This window comes from Streptomyces sp. WZ-12 (assembly GCF_028898845.1).
Lineage (GTDB): Bacteria > Actinomycetota > Actinomycetes > Streptomycetales > Streptomycetaceae > Streptomyces.
Map to the genome: position 1 here is coordinate 3098835 of NZ_CP118574.1, position 15982 is coordinate 3114816.

Annotated in this window: 14 protein-coding genes and 1 riboswitch; of the genes, 3 read left to right on the top strand and 11 right to left on the bottom strand. The window is 71.6% G+C overall.

All coding sequences use genetic code 11. The annotated features are described in order from the left end of the window. Positions 1-235: 235 nt before the first annotated feature. Together PV796_RS12900 and PV796_RS12905 are read right to left on the bottom strand one after the other, a co-directional pair. Positions 236-1405: a cysteine desulfurase family protein gene (locus PV796_RS12900; protein WP_274913139.1), complete on the bottom strand. Its 1170-nt coding sequence runs from the start codon at positions 1403-1405 to the stop codon at positions 236-238. A 119-nt stretch (positions 1406-1524) separates the two neighbouring features. Next, a complete protein-coding gene (locus PV796_RS12905; protein WP_274913140.1) occupies positions 1525-2373 on the bottom strand; it encodes a thioesterase family protein in 849 nt (282 codons plus the stop codon). A 117-nt stretch (positions 2374-2490) separates the two neighbouring features. Here PV796_RS12905 and PV796_RS12910 point away from each other — a divergent pair, with 117 nt between their 5' ends. After that, complete coding sequence (locus tag PV796_RS12910) at positions 2491-3114, top strand: trimeric intracellular cation channel family protein (RefSeq protein ID WP_274913142.1); 624 nt, start codon at positions 2491-2493, stop codon at positions 3112-3114. A gap of 16 nt (positions 3115-3130) precedes the next feature. Here the strand turns inward: PV796_RS12910 and PV796_RS12915 are convergent, their stop codons facing one another. From PV796_RS12915 to PV796_RS12955, 9 genes are all read right to left on the bottom strand, one after another. Continuing rightward, positions 3131-4561, bottom strand: a complete 1431-nt coding sequence (locus PV796_RS12915) for a M1 family metallopeptidase (protein ID WP_274913143.1) — start codon at positions 4559-4561, stop codon at positions 3131-3133. A 99-nt stretch (positions 4562-4660) separates the two neighbouring features. After that, the gene (locus PV796_RS12920) at positions 4661-5791 is read right to left on the bottom strand and encodes an ABC transporter ATP-binding protein (RefSeq protein WP_446750590.1); all 1131 of its coding nucleotides are present in this window, start codon (positions 5789-5791) and stop codon (positions 4661-4663) included. Further along, entirely contained in the window at positions 5788-6903 is a 1116-nt protein-coding gene (locus tag PV796_RS12925; RefSeq protein ID WP_376566946.1) for an ABC transporter ATP-binding protein, read from the bottom strand. The genes PV796_RS12920 and PV796_RS12925 overlap by 4 nt, the downstream gene beginning before the upstream one ends. After that, positions 6900-7910, bottom strand: coding sequence for an ABC transporter permease (locus PV796_RS12930; RefSeq protein ID WP_274913145.1), 1011 nt, complete (start codon positions 7908-7910; stop codon positions 6900-6902). The genes PV796_RS12925 and PV796_RS12930 overlap by 4 nt, the downstream gene beginning before the upstream one ends. Before the next feature lie 78 nt (positions 7911-7988). Then, positions 7989-9737 (bottom strand): ABC transporter substrate-binding protein, encoded by a 1749-nt coding sequence (locus PV796_RS12935; RefSeq protein WP_274913146.1) that lies wholly within the window; start codon positions 9735-9737, stop codon positions 7989-7991. A gap of 91 nt (positions 9738-9828) precedes the next feature. After that, entirely contained in the window at positions 9829-10827 is a 999-nt protein-coding gene (locus PV796_RS12940) for an ABC transporter permease (RefSeq protein ID WP_274913147.1), read from the bottom strand. Positions 10828-11237: 410 nt separating this feature from the next. Next, positions 11238-12026, bottom strand: a complete 789-nt coding sequence (locus PV796_RS12945) for an enhanced serine sensitivity protein SseB C-terminal domain-containing protein (protein ID WP_274913148.1) — start codon at positions 12024-12026, stop codon at positions 11238-11240. 53 nt (positions 12027-12079) lie between these two features. Then, positions 12080-12925, bottom strand: a complete 846-nt coding sequence (locus tag PV796_RS12950; RefSeq protein WP_274913149.1) for an enhanced serine sensitivity protein SseB C-terminal domain-containing protein — start codon at positions 12923-12925, stop codon at positions 12080-12082. Positions 12926-13054: 129 nt separating this feature from the next. After that, on the bottom strand, positions 13055-13765 hold the full coding sequence (locus tag PV796_RS12955) for an AAA family ATPase (protein WP_376566952.1): 711 nt from the start codon (positions 13763-13765) through the stop codon (positions 13055-13057). 284 nt (positions 13766-14049) lie between these two features. Further along, a riboswitch (glycine riboswitch) is annotated at positions 14050-14145 on the top strand. 152 nt (positions 14146-14297) lie between these two features. Here PV796_RS12955 and gcvT point away from each other — a divergent pair. Both gcvT and gcvH read left to right on the top strand, forming a co-directional pair. Continuing rightward, positions 14298-15416: a glycine cleavage system aminomethyltransferase GcvT gene (gene gcvT, locus PV796_RS12960; protein ID WP_274913151.1), complete on the top strand. Its 1119-nt coding sequence runs from the start codon at positions 14298-14300 to the stop codon at positions 15414-15416. Positions 15417-15538: 122 nt separating this feature from the next. Next, entirely contained in the window at positions 15539-15916 is a 378-nt protein-coding gene (gene gcvH, locus PV796_RS12965; RefSeq protein ID WP_274913153.1) for a glycine cleavage system protein GcvH, read from the top strand. Positions 15917-15982: the final 66 nt, after the last annotated feature.

Genomic DNA, 15982 nt, shown 5'->3' on the forward strand with positions numbered 1-15982 from the left:
CCGCAGGCCCGTCACCGCAACCCAACAGCCCCGCGCAGCGGACCACAACCCCACCCGCCCCGCGCAAGCGGACCGGCAGCGGACCAGACAACTCGGCTCGCCCCGCGCAAGCGGACCGGCAGCGGACACATCGGCTCGCCCCGCGCAGCGGACCGGCCCGCGCCGCAAGGCGCAAAAGACAGCAACCCGCGCGGCGGGACAGCCAACCACGTGGGCAGCAAGCCCAGCGCAGCGCCTAGCTGAGGCCCGCCCCCCGAGCTCGCTCCACCACCGGGCCGATGATCTCGGCCAGGGCCGCCACGTCCGCGGCGGTGGAGGTGTGGCCCAGGGAGAAGCGGAGGGTGCCGCGGGCGAGGTCCTGGGGCATTCCGGTCGCCAGCAGGACGTGGCTGGGCTGGGCGACGCCGGCGGTGCAGGCCGATCCGGTGGAGCAGGCGATGCCCTGGGCGTCCAGGAGGAGCAGCAGGGAGTCGCCCTCACAGCCGGGGAAGGTGAAGTGGGCGTTGGCCGGGAGGCGGCCGGCCGGGTCCGGGTCACCACCCAGGATGGCGTCGGGCGCGGCCGCCCGGACCGCCTTGATCAGGTCGTCGCGGAGCGCGCCGATCTCACGGGCGAACTCCTCCCGGTGCGCCACCGCGTGCCGACCGGCCGCGGCGAACGCGGCGATGGCGGGGGTGTCGAGGGTGCCGGAGCGGACGTGCCGCTCCTGCCCGCCGCCGTGCAGCACCGGCACGGGGGCGTGCTCCCGGCGCAGCAGCAGCGCGCCGATCCCGTACGGGCCGCCGATCTTGTGGCCGGAGACGGTCATCGCGGCGAGCCCGGAGGCGGCGAAGTCGACCTCCAACTGGCCCACCGCCTGCACCGCGTCGGCGTGTAGCGGGACCTCGAACTCCCGCGCCACCTCGGCCAGTTCGCGGACCGGCTGGACGGTGCCGATCTCGTTGTTGGCCCACATGACGGTGGCCAGCGCGACGTCGTCGGGGTTGCGGGCGATGGCCTCCCGCAGCGCCTCGGCGGACACCCGGCCGTACGGGTCGACCGGCAGCCAGTCGACCGTGGCGCCCTCGTGCTCGCCGAGCCACTCGACGGCGTCCAGGACGGCGTGGTGTTCGACGGGACTGGCCAGGACCCGGGTGCGGGCCGGGTCGGCCGCCCGGCGGGACCAGTACAGGCCCTTGACCGCGAGGTTGTCGGCCTCCGTGCCGCCCGCCGTGAAGACGACTTCACTGGGGCGCGCGCCCAAGGAGGCGGCGAGCGATTCCCGCGCCTCCTCGACGGTGCGCCGGGCCCGCCGGCCGGCGGCGTGCAGCGAGGACGCGTTGCCGGTGACGGTCAACTGGGCGGTCATCGCCTGCACCGCCTCCGGGAGCATCGGAGTGGTAGCGGCGTGGTCGAGGTAAACCATGGTGCGCTGATTCTACGAGCCGCCCCGGGGCGCGTACCCCGCGCGGGGGCGCATCGCCCAGGGGCGCATGCTCTGGGCCGGGGCGCACGCCCCGCCCGGGGGCGTCGCGCGCCCCCGCCTCACGTCGCCAGGATCGTGCGGGCCAGTTGGCGGGACTGGGCCACCAGGCGGTCCGCGGAGTCCCAGACCTCGGCGTCCTCTTCCAGGAAGCCGCCGGCCAGGTTGCGGGTGGTGATGGCGACCCGGAGCGGGCCGGGGGCCGGGCGGTGCCGGACGTGGCAGGTCAGCTCGACGGTGGGGACCCAGCCGCGCAGGCCCAACTCGAAGGCGGTGGGCGGCAGTGCGTCCACGGTCAGGAGGAGGGAGAGCGGGTCCGGGTCGCGGCCGTCGGCCAGGCCGAACCAGCCGCGCATCTCGCCCTTGCCGGACGGCGCGCCCACCGCCCAGCCGACGGTGGCCGGGTCGAGCCGGATGTCCAGCCGCCCGGCGATCGCCGTGCTGCCGGGGATGGCCGGCCGGCCGTCGGGGGCGCTGTCCGTGCCCAGGCAGTGCTCGTAGGGCGGGAGGGCCGGGGGCTTGGCGGTGGTGCGGACGTCGTCGGGGAGGGCGGCGAGGTCGCCGTAGGTGGCGAGCACCCGGATCCGCTCGACCTCGGTGCCGTCGTCGGCGTACTGGACGAGGGTGGCGGTGCCGGTCGAGAGGGTGCGGCCGGTGCGGACCACCTCGGTGCGGACGGTGGCCGGGCCGGGCACGGACGCCGTCAGGTAGTGGGCGGTGACGGTGAGCGGGTCCGGGTGCGGGAGCGCGTCGCCCAGGGCGCGGCCGAGCAGGGCGAGGAGGTAGCCGCCGTTGACCGCGTTGATGATCGTCCAGCCCGCCGAGAGGTCGGCGGCGTAGACGCCGGGAGCGCGCCGGGTGACCGCGGTGTCGCGGTCGAACTCGCTGTTTCCTACGGTCACCGTTGCCATGGCGGCACGCTACACGGATCGATTACCGACCGGTAGTGTCAATTTCAAGGAACGGGACGGGAGTCGGGCGGGGCCCGTGAGCGGAGTGATCCACTCCGCTGCTGCCATCATGACCGCATGCTTCATGTGCTCTACCTGGTCGGGATCGCGGCCTTCGCCGCGAGCGGCGTGCTGGCGGCCTTCCGCGCCAACATGGATCCCTTCGGCGGCCTGGTCCTCGCGTTCGCCGCCTCCATCTCCGGCGGCACGCTCCGCGATGTGATCCTGGACCGACGGCCGCTGTACTGGACGCACGACTGGGTGCTGCTGACGGTGATCATCTGCGTCGGCGTGGGCACCATCGTGTACCTGCGGTTCTGGTCCCTGCCGCGCAAGTCGCTGCTGGTGGTGGACGCGATCGGGCTGTCCGTGGTCACCGTCATCGGCGCCCGCGCGGCGATCTCGGCGGGCGTCACCCCGCTCGCGGTGATCATCCTCGCGGTGCTCACCGGCGTGACCGGCGAGGTGATCCGCGACGTGCTGTGCGGGGAGTTCCCGCCGCTGCTGCTGCGCGAGGACGTCTACGCCATCGCGGCGCTCGCCGGCGCCTGTTGCTACCTCCTGCTGTACCGCCTCGGGATCGGCGCCTCGGTCGCCGCGATGGTCTCGGCGGGGCTGGTCTTCGCCCTGCGGATGGGCGCGGTCTACTTCGGGCTGCACCTGCCCCGACCGCAGCAACTGCGCGGCCGGGGCGCGGAGTAGGACGCCGGCTAGCCGGTCACTGACCCGGCAGCGCCGGGCGGCTCGGGGTGTCCAACCAGGTGTGGAAGAAGGCACCGAGCCGCTGCCCGGAGACCTTCTCGGCCAGCGCGACGAAGTCGGCGGTGTTGGCGTTGCCGTAGCGGTGCCGGGCGGTCCAGGCCGGCAGCAGCCGGAAGAACGCCCGGTCGCCGATGCGTTCGCGCAGCGCCTGGAGGGTCATCGCGCCGCGCTGGTAGACCGCCTGGGAGAACATGGTGTCCCGCTTCGGGTCGGCGACCGTGATCTTCCAGAACGGGTCGTCCGCCGGCACCGACCGGTACGCCTTGCGGAACGCGTCGTGGGCCGTGGTGGTACCGCGGTGCTCGGCCCACAGCCACTGGGCGTAGCTGGCGAAGCCCTCGTTGAGCCAGATGTCCTTCCACTGCTTGACCGAGACCGAGTCGCCGAACCACTGGTGCGCCAACTCGTGAACGATGGTGGTCTCGTTGCGGACCGCGGAGTAGGCCGGCTTGGACTGCACCTCCAGGGAGAAGCCCGCCTCCGGCATGTCGTCCACGATCGCCCCGGTCTCCTCGAACGGGTACGGCCCGAAGAGCTTCGCCCAGTAGTCGGTGGCCTCCGCGGTGATGGCGTAGACGTCGACCTTGCCGGTGGGCAGGGTCGGGTCGGTGGCCACGTAGATCGGGGTGCCGCCGGGGGTGGTGCCGGTGCGCACCCTGAACTTCCCGATGGTGGCGGTCGCCAGGTACGGCGCCATCGGGCGGCTCTCCCGCCAGTGGTACCAGGCACGGCCGCCGCGCTCGCCGGAGCCGACCAGGCGCCCGTTGGAGACCCCGGTCAGCCCCTTGGGGGCGTCGATGTGGATGTCGTAGGTGGCCTTCTCGGCCGGGTGGTCGCTGGACGGGAACCACGTCGAGGCCGCGTTGGGCTCGCAGGCGACGAACACCCCGTCCTTGGTCTTCATCCAGCCGTACTTGGAGCCGAAGACGATCGGGCCGCTGAGCGGCTCGGGGACGCCGTGGTAGACGACGGTCACCGCGAACCGCCCGCCGCGCCGCAGGGCGCGGCCCGGCCGGACGACGAGTTCGTCACCGGTTCTGGAGAAGTGCGCCGGCCGGCCGTTGACCCTGACCCGGTCGACGGTCAGCTTCTGGAGGTCCAGGTCGAACGTCGAGAGGTCCTGGGTGGCCCGGGCGGTCAGGGTGGTGCGGCCGTCGAGCCGGCCCGAGTCGGGGTGGTAGCTGACGCCCAGGTCGTAATGGAGCGGGGTGTAGCCCCCGTTGCCGAGGTTCGGGAAGTACGGGTCACCGATGCCGGGGGCGCCCGGGGTCGGGTGCGGCGCCGCGCCGACCGCCCCCGGGGCGGCGGCGAGCGAGGCGGCCGCGGCCACGGCGGTGGCCAGGGCCAGCAGTCGGGAGGTGCGACGCGCAGAACGGGAGAGTGCCATGAGCCGTCCCTTCGAATACGCGGATCCAACATGAACAACCGCGCCGACTCTGCACTCTCCCGCCCTCCGCCACCCAGGACTTTGCCAAGTCGTCAGGTGTTACTGACCACTTGAGCCCTTACCCGGTGAACGCTCCACACCGGAAGCGGAGTTGGCGTCCGCCGGCTCCTCCGGATGGTGGCAGGCGACCTGGTGCCCGGTGTCCAGGCGCACCAGCGGCGGCTCGGTGGTGGCGCACACCTCCGTCGCCTTCCAGCAGCGGGTGCGGAACCGGCAGCCGGACGGCGGATTGATCGGCGAGGGCACATCACCCTTGAGCAGGATCCGCTCGCGCTGGGTGCGCCGCCTGAGGTCGGGCACCGGCACGGCCGACAGCAGCGCCTTGGTGTACGGGTGCCGCGGCGAGGCGTACAGCGCGTCCCGGTCGGCCAGTTCGACGATCTTGCCGAGGTACATCACCGCGATCCGGTCCGAGACGTGCCGGATCACCGAGAGGTCGTGGGCGATGATGACGTAGGTCAGGCCCAGCTCCTCCTGGAGGTCGTCCATGAGGTTGACGACCTGCGCCTGGATGGAGACGTCGAGGGCGGAGACCGGCTCGTCGGCGACCACCAGCTTGGGCTTGAGGGCCAACGCCCGGGCGATCCCGATGCGTTGCCGCTGCCCGCCGGAGAACTCGTGCGGATAGCGGTTGTAGTGCTCCGGGCTCAGCCCCACCAGCTCCAGCAGCCGCTGCACCTCCTTCTTCACCCCGCCCTCGGGCGTGACGCCCTGGAGGCGGAAGGGGGTGGAGACGATCCCGCCGATGGTGTGCCGCGGGTTCAGCGAACCGTACGGGTCCTGGAAGATCATCTGCACGTCGCGGCGCAGCGGCCGCAGTCGACCCGACGACAGATGGGTGATGTCCCGGCCCTCGAACTCGACCGAGCCACCGGTCGGTTCGTCGAGCCGGGTGATCAGCCGGCCCATCGTCGACTTGCCGCAGCCGGACTCGCCGACGACGCCCAGCGTCTCCCCGGGGAAGACGTCGAAGTCGATCCCGTCGACCGCCTGCACGGCGCCGACCTTCCGCTTGAGGATCCCCTTGGTGATCGGGAAGTGCCGGACCAGGCCCCGCACCGTGAGCAGCGGCGCCTGCTGCGCCTGCGCCCCGGCGGGCCCGGTCGTCTCGGCGCTCCGGATCGTCTCGGTGCTCTGGGTCGTCTCGGTGCTCTGGGTCGTCTCGGTCACAGCTTCGGCGCAATCTCTTCGGTCCAGATCCGGTCCCGTTCCGGTTGCGGGAGGTGGCAGGCGGAGAAGTGCCGGCCGTCGACCTGTTGGAGTTCGGGGCGCACCGTGCGGGTGAGGTTGTCCTTGGGGAGGTCCGCGTACGGGCAGCGGGGGTTGAAGGCGCAGCCGGACGGCACGTTGATCAGGCTGGGCGGGGAGCCCTTGACCGGGATCAGCCGGTCGGACTGGTCCCGGTCGATCCGCGGCATGGAGCCGAGCAGGCCCCAGGTGTAGGGGTGCTGCGGGGTCGCGAACACCCGGTCCGACGGGCCCCGTTCGATGCACCGGCCGCCGTACATCACCAGCAGGTCGTCGGCGAGCTCGGCGACGACTCCGAGGTCGTGGGTGATGATGATGACCGCCGAGCCGAACTCCTTCTGCAGGTCGCGGATCAGGTCCAGGATCTGCGCCTGGACGGTGACGTCCAGGGCGGTGGTCGGCTCGTCGGCGATCAGGAGCTCGGGGTTGTTGACCAGCGCCATGGCGATCATGGCGCGCTGGCGCATGCCGCCGGAGAACTGGTGCGGGTGGTCGTCGACCCGTTTGTCGGGCTGCGGGATGCCGACCCGGTCGAGCATCTCCACGGCCCGCTTGCGCGCGGTCTTCTTGTCGACGTCGTGGTGGACGCGGTACGCCTCCACGATCTGGCTGCCGACGCTGTAGAAGGGGTGCAGCGCGGAGAGCGGGTCCTGGAAGATCATCGCCATCTGGCGGCCGCGCAGCCGGCGGACCTCGTCGGGGTCGGCGGCGACCAACTCCCGGCCGTCCAGCCAGATTTCGCCGGACATCCGGACCTTGCTGCGCTGCTGTCGGGAGGCCCGGTGCAGGCCCATGATGGCCAGCGAGGTCACCGACTTGCCGGAGCCGGACTCACCGACGATGCCGAGCGTCTTGCCCTTCTGAAGGCTGAAGGTCAGCCCGTCGACGGACTTCACCAGGCCGTCGTCGGTGGGGAAGTGCACCGTGAGGTCGCGCACTTCGAGAAAGGCGGAGGGGGCGGCGGGGGTCGTGGGTCCGGCGCCCGTCGCGGCCTCCCCCGTCGCCGTGGTCTGGTCCTCGAAAGAGTCGGTCAAGTGAGCCTCACCCGCGGGTCGATGGCGGCGTACAGAACGTCCACCACCAGGTTGCACAGGACGATGAAGAACGCGGCGAGCAGGGTGACGCCGAGAATGTTCGGCAGGTCGTTGGCGTTGATGGAGTCGACCGCGAAGGCGCCGACTCCCTTGAGCGAGAAGACCTGTTCGGTGATGAGCGCACCGCCGAGCAGCAGGCCCAGGTCCATGCCGAAGACGGTGACGATCGGGGTCAGCGCGGCCCGCAGGCCGTGCCGGATCACCACCCGGCGCTCCCGCAGGCCCTTGGCCCGGGCGGTGCGGATGAAGTCCTCGCTCAGCGTCTCCAGCATGCCGGCCCGGGTGAGCCGGGCGTAGAGCGCCGAGTAGAGGAACGCCAGGGTGACCCAGGGCAGGAACATGGTCCGGGCCCAGCCCACCGGGTCCGTCAACAGCGGTATGTAGTCGCTGCGTTGGAAGAGCGGCCACTGGTAGGTGAACAGGGCCAGGGCCAGCGCGCCGGTGAAGAACATCGGGAGCGAGACGCCGGCCAGCGCCACGCCCATCGCCGCCCGGTCGAAGAACGAGCCGGGGCGGAGCGCGGAGAGCACGCCGGTGGCGACGCCGGAGACCACCCACAGCACGGCGGCGCCGGCGGCCAGCGACAGCGTCACCGGAAGCCGCGACTGGATCTCCGGCCAGACCTCGATATGGGTCTTGAAGGAGTAACCGAAGCACGGCACATGGCACTTGGCCGCCTCCGGGCCGAACTTGTAGTCGACGCCGACGAAGATGCCCTTGAGGAATTCCCAGTACTGCTCGTACACGGGCTTGTCCAGGCCGAGGTTCTTCTTGACCGCGGCGATGTCCGCGGGCGTGGGGGCCTTTCCGATGTACTGCTGGGCAAGCTGGTCGGTGGTCTGCCCGGCCAGTTTCGGCAGCAGGAAGAAGATGCCGAAGGTGACCGCGCTGACGATCAGCAACAGGATCACCGCGCTGATCAACCTGCGGATGAGGTACGAGAACACGGGGATGCGGCGCCGGTGCCGCGGGCCGGGAGCGAGTGGCCCGCGGGCACCAATGCCTTCACCTGCCTTCCAGGGCTGCTACTTCTTGACGCCGATGTTGAGGTAGTCGTACTCACCGCTCCAGGCCGAGCTGGACGCCAGGTTGGTGGCCTTCGGCGAGCGGTACATCAGGACCTTGAAGTAGGTCAGCGGGACGATCGCCGCCTGCTCCATCGCCTTGCGGTCGATGTCCGCGTACGCCTTCTCGCGGGCGGCCTGGTCGGTGTTGGCGATGGCCGTGTCGAGCAGGTTGTTGATCTCCGGGTCGTCCAACTGGGAGAGGTTGGAGTTGCCGGACTGGCTGATCGCCTTGCCGTGGAGGATCTGCTGGAGGTAGCCGTAGCCGGTCGGGAAGTCGGCGCCCCACTGCATCATCATCAGGCCGACGTTGTTGGACTTGTCGAAGGCCGGCACGCCGGCGTAGTCCGAGAAGTACTTGCTGGTCGGGTACTGCTGGAGCTTGGCGTTGATGCCGATCTTCTTCAGCGAGCCGATGATCGAGGTGGCCGCGTCGACCTCGTCCTGGCGGTCGTTGCGGGCCAGGATGGTGGTGGAGACGTTGCCGGCGCCGCACTGCTTCCAGTGCGCCTTGGCCTGGGTCAGGTCCAGGTTGTCGCCGGTGTACTTCTGCGGGTACAGGTCGTACTTCTGGTAGCCGGCGATGTCGGTGGGCAGGACCGTGGAGGCGATGTCACCGCGGATCGGGCCGCCGAGCGCGGTCTGCACGGCCTTCTTGTCGATGGCGTACTCGACGGCCTTGCGGCACTCCGGCTTGTCGAACGGCGCGACCTTGGTGTTGATGGCGGTGTAGACCAGGCGCTGACCGAGCGCGTTGTCGGTGTTGGCCTTCTGGCCGGGGTCGGTCAGCAACTGCGCCTGGGTCTGGGCGTCGACGCCGCGCCCTGCCATGTCGACCAGGGTGTTGCCGGACTGGAGGTCCTTGTCGATGGTCGACTGGGCGACCTTCAGGTTGAGCACGATCTTGTCCGGGAGCTGCTTGCGCAGCGGGTCGGTCGCGGCCGACCACTGCGGGTTGCGGACCAGGGTGAGCTGCTTGCCCTCCTGGTAGTTCGCGAACTTGTAGGAGCCGCTGGAGACCACGGACTTGGTGTAGTCCGCGCCCTTGTCCTTGGCCTGCGGGACGGGCGCGGTCTGCGGGGCGCTGACCAGGTAGTCGAACTCGGCGAACGGTTTCTTCAGGTGGAAGACGATGGTCTGCGCATCCGGCGTCTCGATGGACTTGAGCCCTTCCTTGCTCTTGTCCTTGTAGGGGCCCTTGTAGCCGCCGTCGTTGTCCTGGAGGAACTGCTGGAAGTAGTTCGGGCCCAGCGAGAGGATGTCGCGGGCGAAGTTGCTGCGCTCCACCGCGTACTTGACGTCCTGCGAGGTGACGGGGGTGCCGTCCTCGAACTTGACGCCCTTGCGGAGCTTGTACGTCCAGGTCTTGCCGCCGTCGGCGGACTTGCCCATCGACTCGGCGAGGTCCGGGACCAGTTGCTCGCCCTTGGTGCCGGGGCCCGGCTTGAAGGTGGTCAGCGGACGGGCGTACAGACGGCTGAAGTTGTAGACGAAGGCGTAGTAGGTGTTGCCCGGGTCGAAGGACTCGGGGGCGTCGCTCATCGCGTAGGTGACGGTGCCCCCCTTCGCGTCCGAGGCGTTGACGACGCCCTTGGTGGCGGCGTTGGCCCCGGCGGAACTGTCCGAGGACCCCTTTCCGCTACAGCCGGCCAGCAGGAGGCCCGCGCTGGTGATGGCCGCGATGGTCGCGACCGGAAGTGACCTTCGCATGTGCTCGGTGTCCCCTTCGTTCGTCGAGAAACGTCGGATCGAAACGGCTTCGAAAACGGGTGCAGAGTGGGGGGATGAAGGCCGGCGCCGGTCAGCGGCTGCGCGGGTCCAGCGCGTCCCTCAGTCCGTCACCGAGCAGGTTGAACGCGAGCACGGTGACGAAGATCGCGAGGCCGGGAACGATCATGTACTGGGGGTCGACCTCGTAGTACTTGACCGCCTGGGTGAGGGTGCCGCCCCACGACGACTGGGGCGGCTGGATGCCCACGCCCAGGAAGCTCAGCGCCGCCTCGAAGAGGATGTTGGAGGGGATCAGCAGCGTCGAGTAGACGATGATCGGCCCCACGAGGTTGGGCAGGAGTTCCCGGAAGAGGATGAACGGGCCGCGGGCGCCCAGGCCGCGGGCGGCAAAGACGAACTCCCGCTCCCGCAGCGACAGGGTCTGGGCCCGCACGATCCGGCCCATGTAGGGCCAGTTGAAGAAGCCGATCACGAAGATCAGCACCGAGATGTGCAGCGGCAGCCCGGAGAGCCCGAACGCGCCGCCCTGGAGCGACGCGGAGATCGCGATGGCGAACAGCAGCAGCGGGAAGGCGAGGAAGACGTCCATCAGACGGCTGATGAAGGCGTCCACCCGGCCGCGGTAGAAGCCGGCGATCACGCCGAGGACGGTGCCGATGGCCACCGACAGCAGCGTCGCGCCGAACGCCACCAGCAGCGACACCCAGGAGCCCTCCAGGATCCGGGCGAGCAGATCGCGGCCGAACTTGGGGTCCACGCCCAGCAGGTGGTCGAGCCCCATCCCGCCGAAGTCGCCCTTGGGCAGCGTGGTGTTGGGGTCGATCAGGTCCTGGTGGGGCTGGTTGGGGTCCAGCCCGAACAGGTGCTGGAGCGGGCGGGAGAGGGTGGCGACCAGGATGAGCAGGACGACGACGATGCCGCCGGCCATGGCGACCTTGTCGCGGCGGAAGCGCAGCCAGGCGATCTGACCGAGCGAGCGCCCCTCGATGCGCTTGCTCTCGACGCCTTCCAGCACCGCCTCCGGCTGCGCCTGCGCAGCCGCGCCGGTGGTCTCGATCGGTGCGGTCACGGTGCTCTGAACCCCCCTCGGCCGACGGTGGCCGGCCTGTGCCCGCCGCGGTAGCGGCCTGGTGGTGACCCCTCTGGTGCTCACCTGCCGCCATCTCACCCCGTACGCAGGTGAGTTGACATCGCGGACGGGTCGTCGACTGGCGCAGGGACGCCGGTGGGGATGGCGCTCGTACACAGGACCGAAGTCCTTGGAGCGGGAGTCTTCATCCGAGTTGCGATCACTCACCAGCCCTGGCCAGGAAAGGATGCGCAACTGTGATGTGACCCACGGCCTTCCGTTATGCGAACAACGGAGCGGTTTGAGCGGTGCACCGGATGGCCGAAAAAAGCGTCAACTGCCGGTGGAATAAGGCCAATTCACTCGGGGAGGCGGGCAGGCGCCGGCAGGACTGTGGGCGCCGGTCGGGCTCAGTAGGCGCGGGGGTAGCCGTAGCCGTAGGTGGGTCCGGGAGCCGGCTGGGCGTAGCCGTCGCGGTCGAAGAACGGGCGGGCGCAGGCCCGCATCCACATGCCGACCGGGTCGTACTCGTCGTTCATGGCGACGGTGGACACCGGCAGGCCGTCCGGCACCGCACCCATCGACTGCTGGATCAGCATCCGGGCGGCGTCCACCGACGGCTGCCCGGTGTCGTAGAGGTCCAGGCCGATCGCCAAATACGGGGCGCCGAGGGCGGGTTGCACCCAGGCCCGGCGCAACGACCGTACCGGGGGCGTGCGGTGGGCGTGCTGCGCGAGCAGGGCGTAGAACTGCGGGATGTCGATGACCGGTTCGCTGATCCGCAGCGGACCGGCGGGCAGCCGGTCCAGGCCGCCGGCGATCCGGCGCAGGTCGAGCCAGGGGACGCCGACGCCGCCGCCGGGGGCGTGCGGGTTGAGCCACAGGCCCCAGCGGTCGGGGAAGAGGGAGGCGGCGATCTCGGGTCCGGTGACGACCTCGTGGTCGCGGGTCCAGCCGGAGGCGGCGAGCTCGGCGGCGGAGGTGACGCAGGGGGCGTAGCCCAGCCCGTCGACCTCCATGTTCCCGTACTGGGCGTCGGGTTGGCCGGTCCGGCCGTGCCACAGGAGCATCCAGACCTGCCCGTGCGCGAGGGCGCCCAGCATCGCCTCGTAGGCGTCGTAACGCCCGGGCGAGACCTGTCGCAGCATCTGCTCGACCTGGTCGGCCGCCGCCGCTCCCTGTTGCGCACCCGCGCTCACGTGGTCCGTCCCTCCTCCCGGCCGGGCGCCCGCCCGCCCGTCGTCCCACCAGCTTACGAGTGGTCCCGTGTGTAGAAGGGCCGCACGCGCTCCAGCATCCAGTCGGCGACCGGGTCGCCCTGGGCGACGTCGAGCAGGACGAGTTGGACCGGCCAGGGCACCGGCACCTGGCCCAGGGCCCGCCCGAGGGCGGTCAACGCCTCGTCGCGGGCGGTGCCGTCGTGCAGCCGCTCGGGGGCGACGTCGAGTTGCACGCCGACGAAGAGCGCCGGCGTGTCGCCCTCGACGCCGGCCAGCGCGCGGCGGGCGGCCAGCACGATGCCGGCGGCGGAGAACGCGAGGCCGGCGGCGGCCAGGAAGTCCACCGGCTCGTCCTGCCAGTCCGGTTCGAAGAGCCGCACCCGGGCGCCCGCGGTCTGCGGGCCGTCCAGGTCGGTCCGTCCGGTACGGCACAGTTCGGCGACCGCGGGCGGCGGCAGCGGGACGCCGACGGTGCCGTCCGGGTTGACCGCGAGGCCCACCAGCGGCGGCAGGCCGCGGGCGAACTCCCGGGCGGGCGCGACGGTGTAGGACAGGTGCGTGCCGACGACCCGCCGGAACTCCTGCTCGGAGCTGAAGACCGGGACGTAGGCGGCGCCGCCGATCTCGACGGTCGGCACGTCGAGGCCGGGCGCTCCCAGGCCCGCGCCGTCCGGGCCGCCGCCCTCGGGCAGCGGCACCCATACCCGGCTGCGGCCCAGCACCTCCACGATCCGGCCGCCGGCCTCGGGGTGCCCGACCGAGGCGGTCAGCACCTCCTCCAACTCGTTGGCCGGCCAGGCCGCGTGCGGTATCCCCTCGTCCGGGACGTTCCCCGGCACCGGACCGCCGTGCTGCGGTGCATTGTCCGGATAGTTCATCTCACCCACCCATTACTGGCCGCGCTGCCCGGCCGACTTCGCTGGGGCGGTCCGCGGGCCCGCCCGGTGGATTAAGACCCTAACGGGCGACCGGCCGGTCATCGAAGCCGGTGGCGGGGGTGCGGCCGGTCAACCGAAGGTGACGCGCGCCAACTCCCGCGCGCAGCGCCGGTCCAGCAGCACCACGGAGCGCACGCCCTTCGGGAGCCGGGCCGCCCCGGCCCGGGCCACCAGGCGGCGCACCGCCCGGCGGTGGCGGGCGAAGGCGTACCGCGACACCCCGCGGCCGCGGGCCCGTTGGCCGCCGCGGGCCACCGCGGGCGGCACGTCGAGGAGGACCAGGTGCAGCCCCCGGCCGCCGCGCCGGGCCGCGCGGGCCAGCCAGCGGCGCACCCACGCCCACGTCCCGCAGTCGTGCACCACCACGCTGCCGCCGGAGCGCAGCGCCCGGTGCAGCGCGCGGTAGTGCGCGACCCGGACCAGCGGTCGGTAGAGGGCGTAGGGGAGGCGGTGCAGCCGGCCGTGCTCCCAGCGGTCGCGGGCGTCCTGGGAGTCGACGCGGTGCACCGGGGTGCCCCGCTCGTCGCGCGCGGGCACCACCCGTCGCATCAGGGTGCTCTTGCCGCTGCCGGGCAGGCCGGAGACCACGACGAGATCGCCGGGCGGGAAGCGGAGCACGGGGTGCGGGGGGCGGCCCGGGCCCCGCAGGTCGGTGCAGGGCGGCCGGTCGGCCCGGTGGCGGGGGCGCGGCTCCCGGGGGCCGCCCAAGGCCGGCTCCGGAACCGGGGTTTCCGGGGGCGCGGCACGCGCCGTCCCCGCGTCCGTCGCCTCGCCGTGCACCGTGCGCGCCCCTCCCCGATGGCCCCGAACCGGGTTCCGACCCGGCCCTCCCGCAGCCCGTGCAGAGTGTCAAGAAAGGGTAATGCGTAGCGAGAGAGGTGCAAGGGAGAGGCAGGGGATACGACCGGGGCGGGGGCGGCCGGCGGGACCTCGCGACCGGGATAACCGGGAACGGAGCACCGGCCGGGGCTCCTGTAACGGGCGATCCCGTGTAATGATGTGGCCGCCACGGGCGGGCTCGAACGTCAACTCGTGGGCAGTCAGCCAATTCCATACCGGCCGCTTGAATCCGCGCGGGAGAGTCCCCGGCCGCCACGGCGGGGCGCCGAAGGAGCAAGTCCTCCCTTGAATCTCTCAGGCCCCTATACCGCGCGGGCGAGGCAGATCTGAAAAGCGAGTCGCGGCCCGGCCGACGGGACGGCTCCACCCAAGGTGCAAACCGGGCCCGTCCGCGGGATCCCGGTGAACCTCTCAGGTTCCGATGACAGATGGGGAGACCGTCTTGTCACCCATGCCCGGGAGCCCGTAAGCGATGACTGAAGCCCCCCGCCGCACCGCGCTGGACGAAACCCACCGCGCGCTCGGCGCGACCATGACCGACTTCGCCGGCTGGGACATGCCGCTGCGCTACAGCAGCGAGCGCGAGGAACACCTCGCTGTGCGCACCCGCGCCGGCCTCTTCGACCTCTCCCACATGGGCGAGCTCACCGTCACCGGCCCGCAGGCCGGCGCCCTCCTCGACCACGCGCTGGTCGGCAACCTCGGCGCCCTGAAGGTCGGTCGGGCCCGCTACACCATGATCTGCGCCGCCGACGGCGGCATCCTCGACGACCTGATCGTCTACCGCCTCGGCGAGACGGAGTTCATGGTCGTCGCCAACGCCTCCAACGCCCAGATGGTGCTGGACGCGCTGATCGACCGGCAGGCCGGCTTCGACGCCGCCGTCCGCGACGACCGGGACGCCTACGCGCTGCTGGCGGTGCAGGGCCCGGAGTCCCTGAGCATCCTCAAGAAGCTGACCGACGCCGATCTGGACGGGCTGAAGTACTACGCGGGGCTGCCCGGCACGGTCGCCGGCGTCGAGGCGCTGATCGCCCGCACCGGTTACACCGGTGAGGACGGCTTCGAGCTGTTCGTCCGCCCCGCGGACGCGGTCGCCCTCTGGACCGCGCTGACCGAGGCGGGCCGGGACGTCGGCCTGGTCCCGTGCGGCCTGTCCTGCCGCGACACCCTGCGCCTGGAGGCGGGGATGCCGCTGTACGGGCACGAACTGACCACCGCGCTCACCCCGTTCGACGCGGGTCTGGGCCGGGTCGTGAAGTTCGAGAAGGAGGGCGACTTCGTCGGGCGGGCGGCGCTCACGGCGGCCGCCGAGCGGGCCGGGCAGGCCCCGCCGCGCACGTTGGTCGGCCTGATCGCCGAGGGCCGCCGGGTGCCGCGCGCCGGCTACCCGGTCGTCGCCGCCGACGGCACGGTGATCGGCGAGGTCACCTCGGGGGCACCCTCCCCCACCCTCGGCAAGCCGATCGCCATGGCCTACGTCGACGCGGCGCACTCCGCGCCCGGCACCGAGGGCGTCCGGGTGGACATCCGCGGCACGCACGAGCCCTACGAGGTCATCGCGCTGCCCTTCTACAAGCGGCAGAAGTAGCGGGCGGCGCCGGCCGGGCCGCGGTGCCCGCCGCGGACCCGCGCCACCGTGCCCGGCGCCACCCGTCTCACAGGGCAAGACCCCATGCACGACCACACCCCCGCGTACAGGAGAATCGAGCCATGGACAACCCTCAGCAGCTCCGCTACAGCAAGGAGCACGAGTGGCTGTCGGCCGCCGAGGACGGCGTCTCGACGGTCGGCATCACCGAGCACGCGGCCAACGCCCTCGGCGACGTCGTCTTCGTGCAGCTCCCCGAGGTCGGGGCCACCGTCACCGCGGGCGAGTCCTGCGGTGAGCTGGAGTCGACCAAGTCCGTCAGCGACCTCTACTCGCCCGTGACCGGCGAGATCACCGAGGTGAACGAGGACGTCGTCACCGACCCCTCGCTGGTGAACTCCGCCCCGTTCGAGGGCGGTTGGCTGTTCAAGGTGAAGCTCACCGGTGAGCCGGAGGACCTGCTCACGGCCGACGCGTACACCGCCTTCACCACCGGCTGACACCCCGGCCCCGGCCGCCACCGCTCGGCCGGGGCCGCGGCGCCCCGCCCGCTCCGTCACTCTCCA

Excerpts from the sequence above, each read along its gene's own strand:
- PV796_RS12900 (WP_274913139.1), bottom strand. The coding sequence starts at position 1,405 with ATGGTTTACCTCGACCACGCCGCTACCACTCCGATGCTCCCGGAGGCG.
- PV796_RS12905 (WP_274913140.1), bottom strand. The coding sequence starts at position 2,373 with ATGGCAACGGTGACCGTAGGAAACAGCGAGTTCGACCGCGACACCGCG.
- PV796_RS12910 (WP_274913142.1), top strand. The coding sequence starts at position 2,491 with ATGCTTCATGTGCTCTACCTGGTCGGGATCGCGGCCTTCGCCGCGAGC.
- PV796_RS12915 (WP_274913143.1), bottom strand. The coding sequence starts at position 4,561 with ATGGCACTCTCCCGTTCTGCGCGTCGCACCTCCCGACTGCTGGCCCTG.
- PV796_RS12935 (WP_274913146.1), bottom strand. The coding sequence starts at position 9,737 with ATGCGAAGGTCACTTCCGGTCGCGACCATCGCGGCCATCACCAGCGCG.
- PV796_RS12950 (WP_274913149.1), bottom strand. The coding sequence starts at position 12,925 with ATGAACTATCCGGACAATGCACCGCAGCACGGCGGTCCGGTGCCGGGG.
- gcvT (WP_274913151.1), top strand. The coding sequence starts at position 14,298 with ATGACTGAAGCCCCCCGCCGCACCGCGCTGGACGAAACCCACCGCGCG.
- gcvH (WP_274913153.1), top strand. The coding sequence starts at position 15,539 with ATGGACAACCCTCAGCAGCTCCGCTACAGCAAGGAGCACGAGTGGCTG.